At 65.3% G+C, this 20033-nt stretch carries 19 protein-coding genes; 8 read left to right on the plus strand and 11 right to left on the minus strand.

What is annotated here, in order from left to right; genetic code table 11:
* Positions 1–14: 14 nt before the first annotated feature.
* Entirely contained in the window at positions 15–362 is a 348-nt protein-coding gene (locus KBA48_RS01970) for a hypothetical protein (protein WP_292903221.1), read from the minus strand.
* A gap of 5 nt (positions 363–367) precedes the next feature.
* On the minus strand, positions 368–715 hold the full coding sequence (locus KBA48_RS01975) for a hypothetical protein (RefSeq protein ID WP_292903222.1): 348 nt from the start codon (positions 713–715) through the stop codon (positions 368–370).
* A 142-nt stretch (positions 716–857) separates the two neighbouring features.
* On the opposite strand from KBA48_RS01975, the gene KBA48_RS01980 reads away from it, so the two are divergent.
* Positions 858–1331, plus strand: coding sequence for an Lrp/AsnC family transcriptional regulator (locus KBA48_RS01980; protein WP_292903224.1), 474 nt, complete (start codon positions 858–860; stop codon positions 1329–1331).
* Between the two features lie 88 nt (positions 1332–1419).
* Here KBA48_RS01980 and KBA48_RS01985 read toward each other — a convergent pair whose 3' ends face one another.
* Entirely contained in the window at positions 1420–2238 is an 819-nt protein-coding gene (locus KBA48_RS01985) for a helix-turn-helix transcriptional regulator (RefSeq protein WP_292903226.1), read from the minus strand.
* Positions 2239–2319: 81 nt separating this feature from the next.
* Between KBA48_RS01985 and KBA48_RS01990 the strand changes: the two genes are divergently transcribed.
* Positions 2320–3099: a class I SAM-dependent methyltransferase gene (locus tag KBA48_RS01990; protein ID WP_292903228.1), complete on the plus strand. Its 780-nt coding sequence runs from the start codon at positions 2320–2322 to the stop codon at positions 3097–3099.
* 49 nt (positions 3100–3148) lie between these two features.
* A complete protein-coding gene (locus KBA48_RS01995) occupies positions 3149–3442 on the plus strand; it encodes a hypothetical protein (protein ID WP_292903230.1) in 294 nt (97 codons plus the stop codon).
* Between the two features lie 308 nt (positions 3443–3750).
* Here KBA48_RS01995 and KBA48_RS02000 read toward each other — a convergent pair whose 3' ends face one another.
* The gene (locus tag KBA48_RS02000; protein ID WP_292903232.1) at positions 3751–4779 is read right to left on the minus strand and encodes a lipid A deacylase LpxR family protein; all 1029 of its coding nucleotides are present in this window, start codon (positions 4777–4779) and stop codon (positions 3751–3753) included.
* 57 nt (positions 4780–4836) lie between these two features.
* Positions 4837–5736: an alpha/beta fold hydrolase gene (locus KBA48_RS02005; RefSeq protein ID WP_292903432.1), complete on the minus strand. Its 900-nt coding sequence runs from the start codon at positions 5734–5736 to the stop codon at positions 4837–4839.
* Between the two features lie 179 nt (positions 5737–5915).
* Here KBA48_RS02005 and ggt point away from each other — a divergent pair, with 179 nt between their 5' ends.
* On the plus strand, positions 5916–7697 hold the full coding sequence (gene ggt, locus KBA48_RS02010; protein ID WP_292903234.1) for a gamma-glutamyltransferase: 1782 nt from the start codon (positions 5916–5918) through the stop codon (positions 7695–7697).
* 55 nt (positions 7698–7752) lie between these two features.
* On the opposite strand, the gene ilvD is transcribed toward ggt, so the two are convergent.
* A complete protein-coding gene (gene ilvD, locus KBA48_RS02015) occupies positions 7753–9612 on the minus strand; it encodes a dihydroxy-acid dehydratase (protein WP_292903235.1) in 1860 nt (619 codons plus the stop codon).
* A gap of 129 nt (positions 9613–9741) precedes the next feature.
* On the minus strand, positions 9742–10965 hold the full coding sequence (locus tag KBA48_RS02020; protein ID WP_292903236.1) for a sugar MFS transporter: 1224 nt from the start codon (positions 10963–10965) through the stop codon (positions 9742–9744).
* A gap of 214 nt (positions 10966–11179) precedes the next feature.
* On the opposite strand from KBA48_RS02020, the gene xth reads away from it, so the two are divergent.
* The gene (xth, locus tag KBA48_RS02025) at positions 11180–11974 is read left to right on the plus strand and encodes an exodeoxyribonuclease III (protein WP_292903237.1); all 795 of its coding nucleotides are present in this window, start codon (positions 11180–11182) and stop codon (positions 11972–11974) included.
* Between the two features lie 10 nt (positions 11975–11984).
* Here the strand turns inward: xth and KBA48_RS02030 are convergent, their stop codons facing one another.
* Positions 11985–13709 (minus strand): ATP-binding protein, encoded by a 1725-nt coding sequence (locus KBA48_RS02030; protein WP_292903239.1) that lies wholly within the window; start codon positions 13707–13709, stop codon positions 11985–11987.
* 33 nt (positions 13710–13742) lie between these two features.
* A complete protein-coding gene (locus KBA48_RS02035) occupies positions 13743–14519 on the minus strand; it encodes an alpha/beta hydrolase (RefSeq protein WP_292903241.1) in 777 nt (258 codons plus the stop codon).
* A 17-nt stretch (positions 14520–14536) separates the two neighbouring features.
* Between KBA48_RS02035 and KBA48_RS02040 the strand changes: the two genes are divergently transcribed.
* Positions 14537–15751 carry a glycosyltransferase family 4 protein gene (locus tag KBA48_RS02040; protein WP_292903243.1) on the plus strand — a complete coding sequence of 405 codons (1215 nt, stop codon included), beginning with the start codon at positions 14537–14539 and terminating at the stop codon, positions 15749–15751.
* Between the two features lie 10 nt (positions 15752–15761).
* On the opposite strand, the gene KBA48_RS02045 is transcribed toward KBA48_RS02040, so the two are convergent.
* On the minus strand, positions 15762–16019 hold the full coding sequence (locus KBA48_RS02045; RefSeq protein WP_292903245.1) for a toxin-antitoxin system HicB family antitoxin: 258 nt from the start codon (positions 16017–16019) through the stop codon (positions 15762–15764).
* A complete protein-coding gene (locus KBA48_RS02050; protein WP_292903247.1) occupies positions 16016–16438 on the minus strand; it encodes a putative toxin-antitoxin system toxin component, PIN family in 423 nt (140 codons plus the stop codon). Before KBA48_RS02050 ends, KBA48_RS02045 begins: the two co-directional genes overlap by 4 nt.
* 249 nt (positions 16439–16687) lie before the next feature.
* Between KBA48_RS02050 and KBA48_RS02055 the strand changes: the two genes are divergently transcribed.
* Together KBA48_RS02055 and leuS are read left to right on the plus strand one after the other, a co-directional pair.
* Entirely contained in the window at positions 16688–17197 is a 510-nt protein-coding gene (locus tag KBA48_RS02055; protein WP_292903249.1) for a DUF3576 domain-containing protein, read from the plus strand.
* Positions 17198–17363: 166 nt separating this feature from the next.
* The gene (leuS, locus tag KBA48_RS02060; RefSeq protein ID WP_292903251.1) at positions 17364–19949 is read left to right on the plus strand and encodes a leucine--tRNA ligase; all 2586 of its coding nucleotides are present in this window, start codon (positions 17364–17366) and stop codon (positions 19947–19949) included.
* The last annotated feature ends 84 nt before the right edge of the window (positions 19950–20033 follow it).

Below are 20033 nucleotides of genomic sequence, written 5' to 3' on the forward strand. Positions count from 1 at the left end.
GCGACGGGGGCGGGTCAGGCCGACAGGGCGTCCGCTTCCATGACGCGGTGGCGTTCCGACGTCAGCACCTGACGCACCAGCGGCTGGGCCCGCAGGCAACGGGCGATATAGTCGCTTTCATCGCGGGTCAGGGTACGGACCTGCACATCCACATGCAGGCATTCCTCCGCCTCGAAATGCCGGGCCTGGACAGAGGCCGGGACCAGTCCGCGCTTGGCGAAGAATTCCAGCACACGCGGCAGGCTGCCGGGATCGGGGTCGGCCAGGACCGCGAAACAGGCGGTGCGGTTGGGATCGGTGGGGCGGGCCTCGGCCGGCGGCGGGGCCAGGACGGGCATGACGGTGGCGGTCGCTGCATTCATGATCGTCACTCCGCCGCGACGGCCGGATGGGCCGGCTTGCTGGCGCCACGCATTTCCGGCCCGACCGACAGCCGGTCCAGATCGGCGCGCTGGAAACAACGGGACAGCACACCCACCGGGTCGGTCATGCTGCCATCCTGCTCGGCCGGTACCAGCATGGCGAAGGCGCGGGTGGAACGGGCGGCGCGCATCGCCGCTTCCACCGCCTCATCCAGGCCCACACCGGGTAGCCTCTGCCAGGGCACCGGGGTAATCACACCGCCCGCCGCACGATGCACGGCCAGCGCAATCTGTGCGCCGGTGGCGTGGTCGCGATAAACGGTCAGGCTGGCGGGGTGTTCCTGGGTGCTCATCTCCGGCTCCAAATCTCGGGTCTGCCGCTTGTGCGGTGCGATAACCATAGGGCAAGCACCGGGGCATTTCTTTGCAAGTTTTGTCCACCTGACATAATCTGCGCATATGTAATGCTTAAAATGTCAAACAAGGGGATAAATTATGCAGAAGCCGTTGGATGGGTTGGATTGGCGCATCCTGGATTGCCTGCAGAAGGACGGGTCCGCGACGGCGGCGGAAGTGGCCGAGCAGGTGGGGTTGAGCCAGAGCCCCTGCTGGCGCCGTATCCAGCGGCTGGAGGAGGATGGCATCATCAAGCGGCGCGTGGCCCTGCTGGACCGCAAGGCGGTCGGGCTGAATGTACTGATCTTCAGCCATGTGAAGCTGGAGGCGCATAGCGGTGACCTGCTGACCGATTTCCGCGAGGCCATCCGCCGCATCGCGGAGGTTCAGGAATGTTTCGTGCTGATGGGGCAGGTGGATTTTATGCTGCGCATCGTCACCAAGGATATCGAGGCCTATGAGGCGCTGTTTTTCGAAAAACTGTCGAAGCTGCCGGGCGTGCGCGAAATCAACAGTATGATCGCCGTTTCCACGGTCAAGGAGACGACGGAGCTGCCCCTGCCGGGATTGTGATACCCTGTCCCGGTGATCGTAACCGATCACCTTGCCTCCATCACCGGCGGCCCCATCCGTGGCCTGGCTACGCGCAACGTGGTCTACCTCACGCCTCCGGTTCGGGCAGCAGCATGACCAGCCGCAGGTCGGGTCTGGTTTCCACCGACAGGGTCATCTGGCGAAAGCGCAGCAGGCCCCGCACCGGATGCTGAAACAGCCGTTCGCCGCCTTCGCGGCCCCTGATGTCGGCCCCGGCCCAGCGGCTGGCGAAATCGCGGCTGCCGGCGCGCAGATCAGCGATCAGGGCGGCAAGGCCAGGATCCTGCAGGTGCCGGCCATGATCGGCACGGAATTCGGCCAATACCCTGGCCACCCGTGCCGGCCAGTCCACCAGCAGGCGGCGCGCCCCATCATCCAGGAACAGGTAGCGCAGCAGATTGTGCGGGCCCGGCCGGTCCAGCCAGCCGGCGAAAAGTTCCTCCGCCGGCCCGTTCCAGGCCAGCAGGTCCTGACGATGGTCCAGCGCATAGGCCGGCACCGTCAGGGCGGCCACGGCAGCCCGCAGCCGGCCCTGCTGGGCAGCGGGATCATCGGCCGTATCGGGCTGTCGCGGGTCGCGGCGGCCCGACAGTTGGAACAGATAGGATCGCTCGGCCGCATTCAGGCGCAGGGTGCGGGCCAGCCGGTCCAGCGCCTGGGGCGAGGCCTGGATATCGCGCCCCTGTTCCAGCCAGGTCAGCCAGGTGGCGCTGATGCCCGCCAGCATCGCCACCTCCTCCCGCCGCAAACCGGCAGTGCGGCGGCGGCCAGTGACCGACAGGCCCAGCGCCGCCGGGTCCAGCCGCCCGCGCCGGTCGCGCAGGAAGGCGCCCAACAGGCGACGCTGGTCATTCACGGTATCGGCGGGCGGCATGGTGGTGTTCATACCAGGATAATTGCTTATCTTGTACCCGTTTGGACAGAGGCATAAACCGGATGCACCCCCATCCCCGACCCGGACCAAACCATGACCCAGCCCCGTGACAGCCAGCACGACCTCGTCGTGCAGCAATTCGGCCCCCGCGCCGCCGCCTATGCCAGCAGCCCCACCCACGCGGCCGGCCCCGATCTGGCCGCGTTCCAGGCGATATTGCGCGCGGCACCCGTGGGGTCCCTGCTGGACCTGGGCTGCGGCGGCGGGCATGCCAGCTTCCATGCCGCCCCCCATGCGGGGGAAGTGGTGGCCTATGATCTGTCGGCCGACATGCTGGGCACTGTGGCGACGGGCGCCGCCGCGCGGGGCCTGACCAATATCCGCACACAGCAGGGCAGGGCCGAGCAGGTACCCTTCACCGATGACCATTTCGACATGGTGGCCAGCCGCTACAGCGCCCATCACTGGCGTCAGGTGCCGGTGGCCCTGGCGGAGGCGGCGCGTGTGCTGCGGCCGGGCGGGCGGTTGGTGATGATGGATGTCTTGGCCCCGGCCGACCCGCTGCTGGACAGCTTCCTGCAAACGGTGGAGATGGTGCGCGACCCCAGCCATGTCCGCGACTATTCCCTGTCGGAATGGCGGGACATGCTGTCGGCGGCGGGTATGACGCCGCAGGGGCCGGCGGAAACCTACCGCCTGCGCCTTGAGTTCCAGCCCTGGGTAGACCGGATCGGCAGCCCCGAAAGCCACCGCCCGGCCCTGCGGTCCCTGCTGGCCGGTGCGGCGGCGGAGGTGAAGCAGCATTTCGCGGTGGAGGCGGATGGCAGCTTCACCATCGATACGATGCTGATGGTTGCCGTGAAGGAAAGCTGAGGGGAATCGGCGCTTGACTTAGGCGCCGGATCGGCGGCGAGATAATCCTATGATCATTCCGTCGCAACCGCCGCCGCTGCCCACCGCGCAGCCGCCTTCGACCACGCCGCAGAACAATGCGGCGCTGGCGACGGCTGCCGTTGCCGCACAGAAAATCGCCCGCCCCACCCAGACCCAGACCAAACGCGCCCCGTCGGCCGTGGCCCAGGGAGAGGCTTCACGCGAAGGCACCGACAGCGCCTTTGTCGGCCGCGCCTATGACAGCGAAGCCGCCGCCGTGGAAGCGCGCACCAACCGCGCGCCGCCGCGCGGCCGCGGTGATCGCCTGGATGTCAGTGTTTGAGCTTCAGGGACGTTTCAAAAATTCTCGCGTCGATGGACTCGGGTGCGGGTTTTACTTATATTGCGAAGGAAGGTGGGACGGAGGTTGCTGCTCCGACCCACCCTCTCCTAGGCCCTTACCCCAGCATGATGGTGACGTGCAGGACACGCCGCCGCCAGATGGGGATACGGAGCACCAGGAGACACGACAGTTTATGCATGTCGTACCTCTATAGACGGCGGGCAGGGGAATTCCGGTCCGCCGTTTTCATATTCGCTGTAAATACGATTACAAGTATATGAGATTTCCCCTTAACGGGGAGATCGGCATCAGAACTGCCAGGTCACGGCCACCGCGCCATATTCGTCGCCTTCCTTCTGCCCGCTGAACTCGCGGGTCCGGAAGACATGGGTGTAGGTGATGCGGGCGTCATAGATGTTCAGCGCCACACCGGCCTGGACATCCGCGACCCAGACCTTGCGGTCCACGGACCGGCTGTCGCGGAAGCTGTTGCCATCCAGGAAGATGTTGCGGGCCACGGCCCGGCCGGAGAAGCCCAGGAACCCATAGAAGCCGACGGGATGGCGGGCGTCGCGTTCGAAGAAGCCGCTGCCCGGCAGGCTGGGCTGGATGCGGGCCGGCCCGAAATCGGCCGGCAACTGCCACCCCGCCCGCAGCATGAAGCCCGCATCGGCGTAGGTAGAGATATTGCCGACGGCCCCCCCCACATGCGGCATGATATCCACGCCGAAGCCGGTGCTTTCCAGCAGGTCATAACGCCAGGAGCGTTGATAGGTGATGACCAGACCCGGCTCGTTATGCAGTTGCGTGTCCCAGCCCATGGGCTTTGGCGCGTCGGTCAGGCGATGCACGAACTTCTGCGCCGGTTCAGCCAGCGACGCCGGGCCGACCATGCCCAGCGTCAATTGCACCTGATCCATCCGCCGGTTGGTTTCGTTGATCAGGCCGGCCGACCCATGCAGCCAGCCGGCATAGGGCCGTTCCGTCAGGGGCGGGTTGCGGGTTTCGATATCGCTGGGCGTGTACATGTTCTGGCCCAGCGCGAACACGGCCCGCACATGGCCATCCTGGGCGAAGAAGGGCACCCAGCGTGCCCAGCGGCGGGTCCAGTCCGGCACCTCGTCCCGCGCCGTGGTCCACACCGCCTGCACCCCGTTCGTGTAGTGGCGATCCAGGTTGTAGAACAGGTCGTTTTCCAGGATCAGGGTCAGGGTGCCGGTCTGTGCGCCCGCCGTCGGCCCATTAATCTCTGCCCTACCCGGCCCGGTCAGGGCCAAGCCGGCCAGCACGCACAGGGACAGAAGGCGGGTGGGACGGGGCATCGTCGGGGTGAGCATTGTTCAAATCTGGTTAACGGGGATGGACTACCTGCACCCGTCCCGCAGTGACGCCCCTCACACCGGTGCATTTATGGGCGTGCCCGGCGACAAAGCGAGACCATCCGCCGCACTTCCCACCCCCATGAACTGCCGGATCAGGGCAAAGGTGGCGTCGGGATCGTCACGGAAGGTACCGTGCCCGCAATGCGGGAACCGGTGCAGGCGGCTGGTGGCCTTGGGCAGCAGGGCGATGATTTCTTCCGAACATTCCCAAGGGGTGATCGGGTCCTGATCCCCGCAGAGCACCAGCACGGGGCTGGCTGCTCGCGGCAGGCTGTCGCGGAAATCCATGCCCCACATTTCCCCGCCCCGACCGGAGAAATGCTGCAGAACCTCTGGCCGCATGATGGACCGCGCCCGGCCCGGCCCGTCCATCGGGGCCTTCACGGTGTAGAAGGGCATCACCTGCGCGGCATAGGGCAGGACCTTGTCAGCGGAGATGTCGGACCAGAAATCCTGGGCAGCCTGCCCGATCTCCGGCCCGCCACGCCGGGCGAAGGCCTTCACGATCAGGTCCAGTTGCATGCGCGCCGCCGTGGAGGACAGGACAACCCCCGCCGCATGGCCCGGATGGCGGCGCATATATTCCATGGCCACAAAGCCGCCGAAGCTGTTGCCCAGCACGAACGGCTTCTCGATGCCCAGCGCGTCGCAGAAACCCTTCACATCATCGGCCCATTGCGCCAACGTCCAGGTGGCGGGATCGCTGCCACCGCTGCGCCCCTGGCCGCGATGGTCCAGATAGATCACCTGGGCGTGGTCGGCCAGCGCACCGAAGGTCGGCTTGAAACTGGCATGATCGAAGCCTGGGCCGCCATGCAGCAGCAGCAGCGTCGGCTTCTTTCGCAAGGACCCGCCATCGGGCACCAGCTCCGCCCCTTCGACATCGAAATAGAGCGGCGCACCATTGACCATCACCCGCACGATCACATCTCCCGGAGACAAGGATTTCACGCAAGCTGGCACGGGGTATAGGCCGGCTGCAAGGGTTGCCGGCAGAAGGCGGCGGACGTAAAAGCAAAGGCGCTGGGAAACCTTCAATCAAACAGACCGGGCGAAGGCCCGCAATCCAGGCACAGGAAGGCAATCGGACAATGGTTCAGAAGACCAGGCGCGGGCTGGCCGCGCTGCTGCTGGGGGCGTTGAGCGTCATGCCGATCATCACGGAAACCGCCGTCGCCGCCGATTATGTGGACGGTGCGCAGGCCGGGCGCGGTGACCGTCTGGTCGGCGCCAATTTTGCCGGCCGGTCGGAGATCATCGCCAGGAACGGCGCCGCCGCGACCAGCCAGCCGCTGGCCACCCAGGTCGCTCTCTCGATCCTGCAGCAGGGCGGCAGCGCCGTTGACGCCGCCATTGCCGCCAATGCCACCCTGGGCCTGGTGGAACCAACGGGCAGCGGCATGGGCGGCGACCTGTTCGCCCTGATCTGGGATCCCAGGCAGAACAAGGTCGTGGGCCTGAACGCCTCTGGCCGCGCACCGAAGGGCCAGACGCTGGACGATCTGGTCAAGCGTCTGGGACCGGGCAAGATGATCCCGTCACACGGGTCCCTGTCGGTCACCGTTCCCGGCGCCGTGGCCGGCTGGTTCGAACTGCACAAGAAATACGGCAAGCTGCCCATGGAGAAGGTGCTGGCCCCGGCCATCGCCTATGCCAATGACGGCTTCCCCCTGTCGCCCTTTATCGCCAAAGGCTGGGCCGCCAATTTCCGCCGCTTCGACCAGATGGGCGGGGTCATCGAGGAATTGGACAATGCCCGGAAGACCTATCTGATCGACGGTAAGGCACCCGTCGCGGGTCAGGTATTCCGTAATCCCGATCTGGCCAAGTCGCTTGCCATCGTCGCCAAGGGCGGGCACGACGCCTATTACAAGGGGCCCATCGCCAAGACCATCGATGCCTATATGAAGCGCATCGGCGGCCCGCTGCGGTATGAGGATTTCGCGGATTTCAAGGCGCAGTGGGTGGAACCCATCTCCACCAATTATCGCGGCTACGACATCTGGCAGATCCCGCCCAACGGCCAGGGTCTGGCGACCTTGCAGATGCTGAACATCCTGGAAGGTTACGACCTGAAGGCCATGGGCCATAACAGCGCCGATTTCATCCATGTCTCGGTGGAGGCCAAGAAGCTGGCCTTTGCCGACCGGTCCCGCTGGTACGCCGACCCCGAATTCGTGAAACTGCCCATCAGCACCCTGATTTCCAAGGAATACGCCGCCAAGCGCCGCGCCCAGATCGACATGAAGAAGGCGGGGGCACCGGAAACCGGCATCATGCCGGAAAGCCATGACACGATCTTCCTGTCCACCGCCGACAAGGATGGTCTGATGGTGGCGCTGATCCAGTCCAACTATCGCGGCATGGGGTCAGGCCTGGTGCCCGACGGGCTGGGCTTCATGCTGCAGGACCGTGGCGAGCAATTCGCGCTGGACCCTTCGCATCCCAATGTCTATGCGCCCGGCAAGCGCCCCTTCCACACCATCATCCCCGGTTTCGTGACCAAGGATAACCAGCCCTTTGCCGCCTATGGCGTGATGGGCGGGGGCATGCAGCCGCAAGGCCATACCCAGGTCCTGGTCAACATGATCGATTTCGGCATGAATGTGCAGGAAGCGGGCGACGCCGCCCGCTGGCAGCATGAAGGATCGCCCGAACCCACCGGCGAGGCCGGGGAAGGTATCGGGATCGTTTATGTCGAACAGGGCGTGTCCCCGGCCGTCATCGAAGAGTTGAAGAAGCGCGGCCACAAGGTGGAAGTGAAGCCGGGCCTGCATTATGGCAGCTATGAAGCCATCGTCCGCGACCATCCCAACGGCGTCTACCGCGCCGGCACGGAGATGCGGGTGGATGGCCACGCGGCCGGGTATTGATCAACAGCGCCAACCGGTCTGCCGAGGGTCGGACCCTCGGCAGACCGGCATCAAGTTACCGGCGCCGCGTGAGCTGACCCACATCGCGCACCGCCCCCTTGGCGGCCGAGGTGGTCAGCGCGGCATAGGCCTTCAGCGCCTGCGACACCACACGTTCACGCGGGGCCAACGGCTGCCAGGCAGCCACGCCCTTGGCTTCTTCCGCCGCGCGGCGACGGGCCAGCTCCTCATCCGACACGGCCAGATGGATGCGGCGGTTGGGGATGTCGATCTCGATCCGGTCGCCTTCCTCCACCAGACCGATGGTGCCACCCTCGGCGGCTTCCGGGCTGGCATGGCCGATGGACAGGCCCGACGTGCCGCCGGAGAAGCGGCCATCGGTGATCAGGGCGCAGACCTTGCCCAGACCCTTCGATTTCAGATAGCTGGTCGGGTACAGCATTTCCTGCATGCCCGGCCCACCCTTCGGCCCCTCATAACGGATCAGGACCACGTCGCCGGCCTGGATGCGGTTGCCCAGGATGGCCGAAACAGCGGCATCCTGGCTTTCGAACACGCGGGCGGGACCGGCGAAGACCAGGGCGGAGGCATCGACGCCCGCCGTCTTCACGATGCAGCCTTCCTCCGCCAGATTGCCGAACAGCACGGCCAGACCGCCATCCTTGCTGAAGGCGTTCTCGACGGAGCGGATCACGCCCTTGGCGCGGTCCAGGTCCAGTTCCTGGTACCGGCTGGCCTGACTGAAGGCGACCGTGGTGCGCACGCCACCGGGGGCCGCCTTGAAGAAATGCGCAACCTCGGGATTGTTGGTCTGCGCCACGTCCCAACGGGCCAGCGCTTCGGCCAGACTGTCGGCATCGATGCGCTTCACATCGGTATGCAGCAGGCCGCCGCGCGCCAGTTCGCCCAGGATGGACATGATGCCGCCGGCCCGGTGCACATCCTCGATATGCACGTCGGCCACGGCGGGGGCCACCTTGCAGATATTGGGCACGCGGCGCGACAGGCGGTCGATATCCGCCATGGTGAAATTCACCTCACCCTCATGCGCGGCGGCCAGCAGGTGCAGGACCGTGTTGGTTGACCCGCCCATGGCGATGTCCAGCGCGATGGCATTTTCAAACGCCTCGAACGTGGCGATGGAGCGCGGCAGCACGCCGTCATCATCCTGTTCGTAATAGCGCTTGGCCAGACCGACGATGCGGCGGCCGGCTTCCTCGAACAGGCGGCGGCGGTCGGCATGGGTGGCCAGCACCGTGCCATTGCCGGGCAGCGCCAGACCCAGCGCTTCCGTCAGGCAGTTCATGGAATTGGCCGTGAACATGCCGGAGCAGGAGCCGCAGGTCGGGCAGGCCGACCGTTCAATGACCTTCACCTCTTCATCACTATACTTGTCATCGGCGGCGGCGACCATGGCATCGATCAAGTCGATGGCAATCTCCTTGCCCTTCACCTGCGCCTTGCCAGCCTCCATCGGGCCGCCGGACACAAAGATCGTCGGGATGTTCAGGCGCAGGGCCGCCATCAGCATGCCCGGCGTGATCTTGTCGCAATTGGAAATACAGATCAGCGCGTCGGCACAATGGGCATTGACCATATATTCCACCGCGTCGGCGATCACCTCACGCGAGGGCAGGGAATAGAGCATGCCGTCATGGCCCATGGCGATGCCGTCATCCACCGCGATGGTGTTGAATTCCTTGGCAACGCCACCCGCCGACTCCACTTCGCGCGCGACGAGCTGACCCAGATCCTTCAGATGCACATGGCCGGGCACGAACTGCGTGAAGGAATTGGCGATGGCCACGATGGGCTTGCCGAAATCCTCGTCCTTCATGCCGGTGGCACGCCACAGGCCACGGGCGCCGGCCATGTTGCGGCCATGGGTGCTTTTGCGGGAACGAAGCTGCGGCACTTGGGTCTTCCTTCAGGCTTGTTCGAAGATTTCAAAAAATGATCGCTGATGGACAGAATAATATGAATGCGGCCGCCAAACCGCATCCAACATTCCTGCAACCCGTATATGCCCCCGTTGGGGAGCCGTTCAAGCCATCACGGCGGCCAGACTGCCCGCCGCACGGCGCCGCACCAGCCGTTCGGTGAATTCCGACAAGCCGATCAGCAGCACCATGCCCAGCACCAGCCAGACGGGCAGAACCGACAGTCCCAGATGCTGTGCCAGCCAGCCCAGCGCCCCCGGCACGATGGTGGCACCCGCGCCCGCCGCCGTCATCTGGAACCCCACCGCATGCGGGGCGATGGCATCACCCACGCGCAGGGGCGTCAGGGAGACCAGGGTGGGAAAGGTGGGGGCAAGGCCGAAACCCAGGCCCAGCGCGGCCGCCATGCCGACGGCGGGCGTGGGGAACCAGGCGAAAAGCAGGGCAGAGACCATCGCGATGGCCAGCCCGACACGCAGGGCGTTCAGCGGCCGCACCCGCGCCGTGACCTGCCCGAAGACCAGCCGCCCGAAGGTCAGCGCGCCCCAGTACAGGCCCGCGACGGTGCCGGCCGTACCGACATCAATGCCGTGCATTCGCGTCAGCAGCGTGAACAGCCACTGACCCGCCGCCATCTCCACCCCGCAATAGACCATGAACAGACCAGCGTTCAGCCACAGCACCGGGTGGCGCAAGGCATGGGCGACGGGGGCAACGGCAGTTGCCGTACCGCTGCCCTGGCCCCCGCTTTCCCTTGCTTCCTCCCACCGGCGCATGGTGATCAGGAACATCACCCCCATGCCCGCCAGGATCAGGGCGATCAGGGCATAACCCCAGCGCCAGCCAGCACCCGTGGTAATGGCGGCCGTCATCAAAAGCGGCCCGGCGGTGGCCCCCAGGCCCCAGGACCCGTGCAGCCAGTTCATGACGCGGGGGGAAAAGCGCCGGGCGCCATAAAGATTGATGCCCGTATCGATGGCCCCGCTGGCCAGCCCGCCCAGGATGGCGGCGGGGATCAACAGATAGAAGGACGGGGTCAGCGCATAGGTCAGCAGGGCAACAACCATGGCCGCACTGCTGACCGTCAGGACCAGCCCCAGACCGGTGCGGCGCACGATGCTGCCGCCCGCCAGACCGGAGAACAGGTAACCGCCCGTGCCACAGATCAGCAGGATACCCAGATTGCCTAGCGGCCGATCAAAGGTTTCCCGGATGAAAGGCCATGTCACGCCGGGCAACCCGTCGGGCAGGCCCAGGCTGATGAAGGCCAGGAACGCCATGGCGATCAGGGCAGCCGGCAAACTGGAACGGGGGCGGGAAGAGGTCATGATCCGCGGGGCAGGGGGCGATGCCGGCCATGTGCTCTATCAGGCCGAAACCGGCCGAAAGCCGGTGGCGAAATCGATATCATGCCAGCAAAGCCCCCGACAAGCGGGGGTGCCGGAATGGCAGAACCCCGCCACCCCATCGCCAGCCTGGACAGGAACGCCCCTCCCGCCTAATCCTGTCGGCTTCCCAAGACCAGCGCCTGAGGCCCTTCCCGTGCGTATCGCCACCTGGAACATCAACTCCGTCCGCCTGCGCATCGATATCGTGGGCAAGCTGCTGGATGAACAGCAGCCCGACATCCTGTGCCTGCAGGAAACCAAGGTGGTGGACGACGCCTTTCCGCGCGCAGAGTTCAAGGCACGCGGGTATGAGCATATCCATATCCACGGGATGAAGAGCTATAACGGCGTTGCCATCCTGTCGCGCATCCCCTTCACCTCCCGCGATATCCGCCATTCCTGCGGCAAGGAAGATTGCCGCCACGTTCTGGCCACGCTGGAGAACGGGGTGGAAATCCACAATCTCTACATCCCCGCCGGCGGCGACATCCCCGACCCAACGCTGAACGACAAATTCGCCCACAAGCTTCAGTTTCTGGACGAGATGCAGGCCTGGTTCCAGGAAAAGCGGTCGGCCAGCCAGCCCATGATCCTGGTGGGCGATCTGAACATCGCGCCGCTGGAACATGATGTCTGGTCGCACAAACAGTTGCTGGACGTCGTCTCCCACACGCCGATCGAGGTGGAGAAGCTGACGGCGCTGCAGAACAGCCTGAACTGGGTCGATGCGGTCCGCCATTTTGTGCCGGCCGACCAGAAGCTCTATAGCTGGTGGTCCTATCGCGCCGCCGACTGGAACCTGTCGAACAAGGGCCGCCGCCTGGACCATATCTGGGTCACCCCGCCGCTGGCTGCCGGCCTGAAGGGCCAGACCATCCTGCGCGAGGCGCGGGGATGGGAGCCCAAGCCCAGCGACCATGTGCCGGTGATCGTCGATCTGGCGCTCTGACCGCCCCTGCTCACACATGCAGGCGTGTGGGCAACCTTATGCTGATGCTGGTACCCTTGCCTGGCTCGCTGTCGATGGACAGCGAGCCGCCATGCAGTTCCACCAGTGACTTCGCCACGGGCAGGCCCAGGCCGGTCCCTTCACCCGTGCGGGTCAGATGGCTATGCACCTGCCGGAACGGTTCCAGGGCCAGGGCCACCTCCGTCCGGGTCATGCCACAGCCCGTATCGGCCACCCGCAGCACCATGAAATCGTCGGGCCAGAGGGGATCGCGTTCCACCGATACCGTGATGGAGCCGCCGGCCGGCGTATATTTCACGGCATTGTTGATCAGGTTCAACAGCACCTGACGAAGCTTCATCGGATCGGCCCGCAGATGCGATGCCGTTTCCCCCGTCGGGGCCACATGCAGGTCGACGGATGCCGCCTGTACCCGATCGCGCATCAGGCGCACGCATTCGCCCGCCAGGGCCGGCAGGTCCACCGGTTCCAGCCGCAGATCCATCTTGCCGGCTTCGATCTTCGACAGGTCCAGGATGTCGTTGATCAGCGCCAGCAGGTGCAGGCCGGAATTGCGGATATCCTCGGCATATTCGACATATTTGGGATTGCCCATGGCGCCGTGGATACGGTGCACCATCACCTCGGCAAAGCCGATGATGGCGTTCAGCGGCGTGCGCAGTTCATGGCTGGCCACGGCCAGGAATTGCGACTTGGCGGCGGTGGCCTGTTCGGCTTCGGCGCGGGCCAGCCGGGCCGCCGTCTCGCTGGCTTCCAGCTTGGCGACATAACGGCGGACCAGCACGACCAGGGCCAGCACCAGCAGGGTGCCGAACACGCCCTGCAAAAGCATCTGATTGCGGAACTGGCGATAGGGCTGCAGCACATGATCCATGTCCTGACCCACCGACACCAGCAGCCGCGTGCCGGGCAGCAATTCGTAACTGGCGATGCGGTCTTCCCCGTCGATGGGGCTGACGGCGCGGATGATGCCGTGGCCATCCCCTTCACGCGCCGCCCCGATATCGGGCAGATCGGGATAGGACTGGCCGACAATGCCGGGCGCGGACGCACCGCGGGCATAGACGGTGCCGTCCAGGTCCATCAGGGTGGCGATGGCGCCCAGGTCAAGATCGACCGCGCTGAAGAAGCCCGCGAAATATTCCGACAGCACGTCACCCACGACCACCGCGATCAGGCTGCCGTCGGGTGCCTCCACCCGCACCCAGAAGGGGATGGAGGACATCAGCGGTGTGCGGCCGATGATGGGCTTGCCGAAACCCAGGCGGGGTGATCCCGGCTCCGTCGCCTGACGGAAATAGTCGCTGTCGGACATGTCCAGGCCCACGGCCCCGGGCCGGGTCGCATCGACAACGGTGCCATGCGCATCCATGATGCCCAGGAATTTCGACACGCGGTCCAGGCCCGCGACGCGCCGGCGCATCACCTCCAGATCGGCGGGATATCCCGCCTCCACCCGGTCGGACACTTCCTGAAGAAGCTGCTGCACCTGGCTGACGGTACGGCTGACATGCTGGCCGAAGGCACGGGTCAGGTTGGCCGTGTCGCGTTCGGCGTCGGCCAGGGCGTCGATATAGGACGTATGGATCTGCCAGCCGACAAGCAGCCACAACCCGCCCAGCACCATGGCCGACAGCAGGTTGATGCCGGTGCGGCCCAGCAGCGTGGGCGACCGGCCGGAGCGATCGCCCTTGTCTCGGGTCTTCTGTCCCATCGACGGCTTCTATAACACACGCATGGGGCGGCGTCACGCCACCGCCAGTTCACCCACCAGACGCAGCATCAGCGCCAGATCGGCATCCCGCGACAGGCGGTGGTCCCCATCCTTGACCAGGGTCACGCGCACATCGTCGCTTTCCAATGCGGCGGCCAGATCCAGGCTGGTCTGCCAGGGGATGTCCGGATCGCGCTGTCCATGCAGCAGACGGACCGGGCAGGATATGGGGATCGGCCCGCCCGTGGTCAGCAACAGATGGTCCCGCGCCTCCTCCAGCAGGTGGCGGGTGATGGGATAGCCGGCAGGATCATAGGCCGACGGCGCGATGAACTGCCCGTCGCTTTCCAGCGCCCGCCATTCCGCCAGCCCCAGCCTTGGCCGGATCATACGTTCGGTGAAGTCCGGGGCCGGGGCGATGCCGAACAGCCCCGCCACCCGGTCCGGCCGGGCCAGCGCCAGCAGCAGCGCGATCCAGCCCCCCATGGAGGACCCTACCAGGATTTGCGGCCCCTGCGTCACCTGATCCAGCACGGCCAGCGCATCGTCGCGCCAGCGGCCGATCGACCCCTCCACCCAGTTACCGCCACTGGCCCCATGGGCGTGATAATCGAAGCGTACGAAGGAACGGCCCCGTTCGCGTGCCCAGCGTTCCAGTGCCACGGCCTTGCCGCCACCCATGTCCGACCGGAACCCTGTCAGGAAGACCAGCCCCGGCCCCAAACCTGGGCTGCGGCGATAGGCTATGGCGGTTCCGGCCCGATCCAGGCTATGTATCGGCACTTCGCCGTCCATGGCTTTCCCGTTCATTGCCCGAATTCCTGCCCATGCCGCCCCAAGATGACGCCGGCACCCTAGCCGGCGATGTGCCGCCGGACAATCCCGGCCTTGATGCCACCAGCCTGTTCGGCGGCGGCAAGCCCGTCATCCTGCAGGTGATCCCCACCCTGGTCACAGGCGGGGCGGAACGCGGCTGCATCGACATGGCCGCCGCCATCCAGCGGGCCGGTGGTACCGCCATCGTCGTGTCGGCCGGCGGCCCCATGGCCCGTGAGCTGGACCGGTATGGCGCCAAACATATTCAGTTGCCGGTACAGTCCAAGAACCCGCTGACCATGCGCCGCAACGCGGGCAGGTTGGCGGATCTGATCCGGCAGCACGGGGTGGACCTGATCCATGCACGGTCGCGCGCCCCGGCCTGGAGCGCCTATTGGGCATCGAAGCGGACGGGCATCCCGTTCGTCACCACCTTCCACGCGCCCTATAATTTCAAGGGCCGGGTAAAGAAATGGTACAACAGCGTCATGGCCAAGGCCGACCGCATCATCGCCGTGTCGGGCTTTGTCTATGACCATGTGGCCACCGAATACGGGGTGGGGGCCGACCGCCTGCGCCTGATCCATCGCGGTGTCGATGTCGATATCATGTCGCCCGACAAGGTGACCCAGGCCCGCATGGCCCAGCTTATCCAGCAATGGCGCCTGCCGGAGGATCAGCGCATCGTGCTGCTGCCCGGCCGGCTGACCCGCTGGAAGGGGCAGGGGGTGCTGATCGATGCCATCGCGAAGCTGGGCCGCAGCGATGTGCGCGCCGTCCTGGTGGGCGACGACCAGGGCCGCGACCATTACCGCCAGGAACTGGAAGATCATATCCGCCGCCTGAACCTGGGCGGACAGGTCACCATCGCCGGCCACTGCAACGACATGGCGGCGGCCTATATGCTGTCCGACGTGGTGGTGAATGCGTCGGTCGAGCCGGAGGCGTTCGGTCGGGTCATTGCCGAAGCCCAGTCCATGGGCCGGCCGGTGATCGTGTCCAACCTGGGCGCCGTGAAGGAAACCGTGATCAACGGCGAAACCGGCTTGGTGGTGCCACCGGGCGACCCCGACGCGCTGGCCGGCGCCATCCGCGCCGCCCTGGACCTGGACCCGCTGCAGCGCCAGGCCGTGGGTCTGGACGGCATGCGCCATGTACGCACCAACTTCACCAAGGCCGGCATGTGCGCGGCGACGCTGGCGGTTTATGCGGAGCTGTTGGGGTAGGGTTACCCGATTACAACCCTTCCGGCACTTCGTCGCCGGGCTGCGGCGGTTGGCCGCCCCGGCGGGTCAACAGGGCGCGAAAGGCATCCCGGTCACCCTTGCCGCGCCGTTCGGTGAAGAAAGTCGCCGTGCGCATGACCGCCAGTTTCTCGGCCACGGCGGTGGCCACAAACTGATTCAGGCTTGTTCCATCCTCGGCCGCCACCCGTTCGGCCTCCGCCTTTACCGACGCCGGCAGACGCAATGGATATGTGGACATCCTGCTCATGACCTCATCCTCTCCAGAGCTTCACCCGGACGCAGAACCGGAACACCGAAACGCCCGGCTGCGGGCAGAAAATGACGGTGATTGAAGGATACGAGCGCATCCGCCCGCCCGTTCACCGCAGCCTCCAACACAATTTCATCCGCCGGGTCCCGCAATTGCGGGCGCCACAGGAACCAAGGCTCCACCGGCTGTACCAGTTCGACAAGATGGTTCAGGAACATGTCAACGTCAGCGGACGTCAATCCGGCCGCCAGGATATGTTCAACCCGGTGCGTGACAGCTTCATATTCGATAAATAAGGGCACTGTCGCCAATAGCTGCACAAGCCTATCATCCGCCGCCAGCAGCAGAGCAGCGGAGGCTCCTGTCGGGCTGCGCAAAGCTGCAACAATGACGTCTGTATCCAAAACCAGCTTCATGCGCCCACAATGTCATATCACCTGCGATGTGACAATTCCCTCTGGTCGGCACATCCCCTGAAGGGCTGGCGACGGGTTGACGGTACAATCCTGCTCGGGACCATTTTTTCCCCGCCAGAATCCCGCCTTGATTGCCGTGTAAGCAGCGAGCTTGTCCAAGGAGCGAACCGCCCGGCCTTGCCTAGTGCCGGCTTTTTTGCTCTAAGGATGGCTCCATATCTCCGCTGGCGTTATCCGGGTGGTATTCCCATGTCCTTGCGTGCCCTGTCCGTGATTGGTCGTTCCGCCCTGTTGGGCACCCTGGTGCTCGGGCTTGGGGGTTGCTCCTGGCTGGGCTTCGGCTCCGAGCCGGAGGCTCCGAATACCCAGATCCTGCGCCAGAATAATGACGGCCAGGCCGGCATGAATGCCGCAGCCCGGCCGGCCGGCACCGTGACCGTCAACGCTTTCCTGTGGCGTGCCGCCCTGGATACGGTGACCTTCATGCCGCTGGTCCAGGCCGACCCCTATGGCGGCGTGATCCTGACGGACTGGTACAGCCCGCCGGCCACGCCCAGCGAGCGGTTCAAGGTCAACCTCTACATCCTTGACGCCGCCCTGCGCGCCGATGGCGTGCGCGCCACGGTGTTCCGCCAGGAACTGAAGAATGGTGTCTGGATCGATGCGCCGGTAACGGCGGAGACCGGTACACAACTGGAAGACACGATCCTGACGCGCGCGCGTCAGCTTCGTCAGCAGTCGGCGGCCCCGGCCAACTGATCTCCCGTCTGGCGCCGGTTTGCGGCACAGGCATGCCAAGGCCGGCCTTCGCCGGCCTTAAGCATTCATGATATTGATCGCTGAGCGATATTCCAAACCGCCGGGCATCGGCCCCTGTCACGGGTGACGCCCGGCGAAGCGACACCCGTTCGACAGGTCCCGCCCCATGTCCCGCTATAATGTTCGCGAAACCGAAGCCAAGTGGCAGTCCGTCTGGGAAGAACGCCGCAGCTTCGCCGTCACCGCCGATACGTCCAAGCCCAAGACCTATGTGCTGGAGATGTTCCCCTATCCGTCGGGGCGCATCCATATGGGCCATGTGCGCAATTACACGATCGGCGACGTGATCGCCCGTTACAAGCGGTCCAAGGGCTTCAACGTCCTGCACCCGATGGGCTGGGACGCGTTCGGCCTGCCGGCGGAAAACGCGGCGCTGGAGCGCAATACCCATCCCGGCACCTGGACCTATGAGAACATCAAGGCCATGCGGGGCCAGTTGAAGACCATGGGTCTGGCCATCGACTGGGAACGCGAGATTGCCACCTGCCGGCCGGAATATTACCGGTTCGAGCAGAAGATGTTCCTGGATTTCCTGAAGGCGGGCCTCGCCTATCGCAAGGAAAGCTGGGTCAACTGGGACCCTGTGGACAACACCGTTCTGGCCAATGAACAGGTGATCGACGGGCGCGGCTGGCGCACGGGCGCGCTGGTGGAAAAGCGCAAGCTCAGCCAGTGGTTCCTGAAGATCACGCATTTCGCGGACGAGCTTTTATCGGCCATCACCACCCTGGACCGCTGGCCCGAAAAAGTCCGCATCATGCAGGAGAACTGGATCGGCAAGTCCACGGGCTGCCGCTTCTTCTTCCAGATGTCGGACGGGCATGAGGATCTGGAGGTCTTCACCACCCGGCCCGACACGCTGTTCGGCGCCAGCTTCGTGGCCATCAGCCCCAATCATCCGCTGGCCGGCAAGCTGGCCGAGAGTGATGCGGGCCTGGCCGAGTTCATCGCCGAATGCAACCGCATGGGCACCAGCGAAGCCACGCTGGAACAGGCGGAAAAGAAGGGCTGGCGCACGCCGGTGACGGCGGAGCATCCCTTCGTGAAGGGCTGGAACCTGCCCGTCTATGTCGCCAATTTCGTGCTGATGGAATATGGCACCGGCGCCATCTTCGGCTGCCCCGCCCATGACCAGCGTGACCTGGATTTCGCCCGCAAATATGACCTGCCGGTGAAGCCGGTGGTGGTGCCCGAGGGGGAGGACCCGGCCAGCTTCGCCGTGGGGACCGAGGCCTATACCGGCCCCGGCAGCCTCCGCAATTCCGACTTCCTGGACGGTCTGTCCGTGGAAGAGGGCAAGAAGGCGGCGGTCGCAAAGATCGAGGGCCTGCAGCGCGGGCAGGGGACAACCATGTTCCGCCTGCGCGACTGGGGCGTCAGCCGTCAGCGCTACTGGGGCTGCCCCATCCCTATCATCCATTGCCCGGATTGCGGCGTGGTGCCGGTGCCGGAAGACCAGCTTCCCGTCACCCTGCCGGCCGACGTCACCTTCGACGCCGCTGGCAACCCGCTGGCCCGCCACGCCACCTGGAAGCATGTGAAGTGCCCCTGCTGTGGCAAGGACGCGGAGCGGGAGACGGACACGTTCGACACGTTCATCGAGTCGAGCTGGTATTTCCTGCGCTTCGCCGACCCGCGCAACGAGCAGGTGGCCTTCGACAAGGAACTGGTGAACTACTGGCTGCCCGTCGACAATTATATCGGCGGTATCGAGCATGCCGTTCTGCACCTGCTCTATTCCCGCTTCTGGACCCGCGCGCTCAGCCATGTCGGCTATCTGGATCTGCCGGAGCCGTTCGGCGGCCTGTTCACCCAGGGTATGGTGACGCACGCGACGTTCCAGGATACGGATGGCAAGTGGGTCTTCCCCGTGGATGTGGATATCCAGGGTGGCAAGGCCACCAGGATCGCCGACGGTTCGCCCGTCACAGTCGGCCCCGTCATCAAGATGTCGAAGTCCAAGAAGAATGTCGTGGACCCGGAAGGCATCATCGGCAGCTATGGCGCCGATGCCGCCCGCCTGTTCATGATGTCGGACAGCCCGCCCGACCGCGATCTGGAATGGACCGAGGCCGGCATCGATGGCGCCTGGCGCTATATCAACCGTCTGTGGCGTCTGGTGACCGAACCGGGCTTTGCCCTGCCGGCCGCCGGTACCGTGGCACCGGGCAGTTTCGGCGCCGATGCCACCGCCCTGCGCCGCGCCGCGCACAAGGCGGCGGCGGCCGTGGGTGACGATATCGAGGGCTACCGTTTCAACAGCTCCGTGGCCAAGCTGCGCACCTTCACCAACGCCCTTGGCGACGCCCTGTCGAAGATCGCCGCCAAGGGTGAGGTTCCGGCCGATGAAGCCTGGGCCGCGCGCGAAGCGCTGGAATATATGGCGCAGATCGTTCAGCCCGTGATGCCGCATCTGGCCCAGCAGATGTGGGAAGAACTGGGCCATGGCGACCTGCTGGTCGACCGCACCTGGCCTGTCTCCGACCCGGCCCTGTTGGTGGATGACAGCGCCACCGTCGCCGTGCAGGTCAATGGCAAGCTGCGCGCCACCCTGACCCTGGCCCGCGACTGTGCCGAGGCGGTAGCGCGGGAGGCGGCGCTGGCCGATGTGAATGTGCAGCGGGCCATGGACGGCAAGGAGCCGCGCAAGATCATCGTGGTGCCGAACCGCATCGTGAACATTGTTGTGTGAGTAGTCGGGGCCGAAAGGTTGAGGCTTGGTTCAACCTTTCGGCCCTTATTCAGCGGGGTCTTGCGTAAAGACCCCTTAATTCAT

It is taken from the genome of Niveispirillum sp. (assembly GCF_017996735.1).
Taxonomy (GTDB): Bacteria; Pseudomonadota; Alphaproteobacteria; order Azospirillales; family Azospirillaceae; genus Niveispirillum.

What these genes read in the sequence shown, in the direction of transcription:
- KBA48_RS01975 (WP_292903222.1), bottom strand. Translation starts at nt 715, where the DNA reads ATGAGCACCCAGGAACACCCCGCCAGCCTGACCGTTTATCGCGACCAC.
- KBA48_RS02005 (WP_292903432.1), bottom strand. Translation starts at nt 5,736, where the DNA reads ATGGTCAATGGTGCGCCGCTCTATTTCGATGTCGAAGGGGCGGAGCTG.
- KBA48_RS02030 (WP_292903239.1), bottom strand. Translation starts at nt 13,709, where the DNA reads ATGGGACAGAAGACCCGAGACAAGGGCGATCGCTCCGGCCGGTCGCCC.
- KBA48_RS02055 (WP_292903249.1), top strand. Translation starts at nt 16,688, where the DNA reads ATGTCCTTGCGTGCCCTGTCCGTGATTGGTCGTTCCGCCCTGTTGGGC.
- KBA48_RS02035 (WP_292903241.1), bottom strand. Translation starts at nt 14,519, where the DNA reads ATGAACGGGAAAGCCATGGACGGCGAAGTGCCGATACATAGCCTGGAT.
- KBA48_RS01980 (WP_292903224.1), top strand. Translation starts at nt 858, where the DNA reads ATGCAGAAGCCGTTGGATGGGTTGGATTGGCGCATCCTGGATTGCCTG.
- KBA48_RS02020 (WP_292903236.1), bottom strand. Translation starts at nt 10,965, where the DNA reads ATGACCTCTTCCCGCCCCCGTTCCAGTTTGCCGGCTGCCCTGATCGCC.
- KBA48_RS01995 (WP_292903230.1), top strand. Translation starts at nt 3,149, where the DNA reads ATGATCATTCCGTCGCAACCGCCGCCGCTGCCCACCGCGCAGCCGCCT.
- KBA48_RS02050 (WP_292903247.1), bottom strand. Translation starts at nt 16,438, where the DNA reads ATGAAGCTGGTTTTGGATACAGACGTCATTGTTGCAGCTTTGCGCAGC.
- ggt (WP_292903234.1), top strand. Translation starts at nt 5,916, where the DNA reads ATGGTTCAGAAGACCAGGCGCGGGCTGGCCGCGCTGCTGCTGGGGGCG.
- KBA48_RS01970 (WP_292903221.1), bottom strand. Translation starts at nt 362, where the DNA reads ATGAATGCAGCGACCGCCACCGTCATGCCCGTCCTGGCCCCGCCGCCG.
- KBA48_RS02040 (WP_292903243.1), top strand. Translation starts at nt 14,537, where the DNA reads ATGCCGCCCCAAGATGACGCCGGCACCCTAGCCGGCGATGTGCCGCCG.
- KBA48_RS01985 (WP_292903226.1), bottom strand. Translation starts at nt 2,238, where the DNA reads ATGAACACCACCATGCCGCCCGCCGATACCGTGAATGACCAGCGTCGC.
- KBA48_RS02045 (WP_292903245.1), bottom strand. Translation starts at nt 16,019, where the DNA reads ATGAGCAGGATGTCCACATATCCATTGCGTCTGCCGGCGTCGGTAAAG.
- leuS (WP_292903251.1), top strand. Translation starts at nt 17,364, where the DNA reads ATGTCCCGCTATAATGTTCGCGAAACCGAAGCCAAGTGGCAGTCCGTC.
- KBA48_RS02000 (WP_292903232.1), bottom strand. Translation starts at nt 4,779, where the DNA reads ATGCTCACCCCGACGATGCCCCGTCCCACCCGCCTTCTGTCCCTGTGC.
- KBA48_RS01990 (WP_292903228.1), top strand. Translation starts at nt 2,320, where the DNA reads ATGACCCAGCCCCGTGACAGCCAGCACGACCTCGTCGTGCAGCAATTC.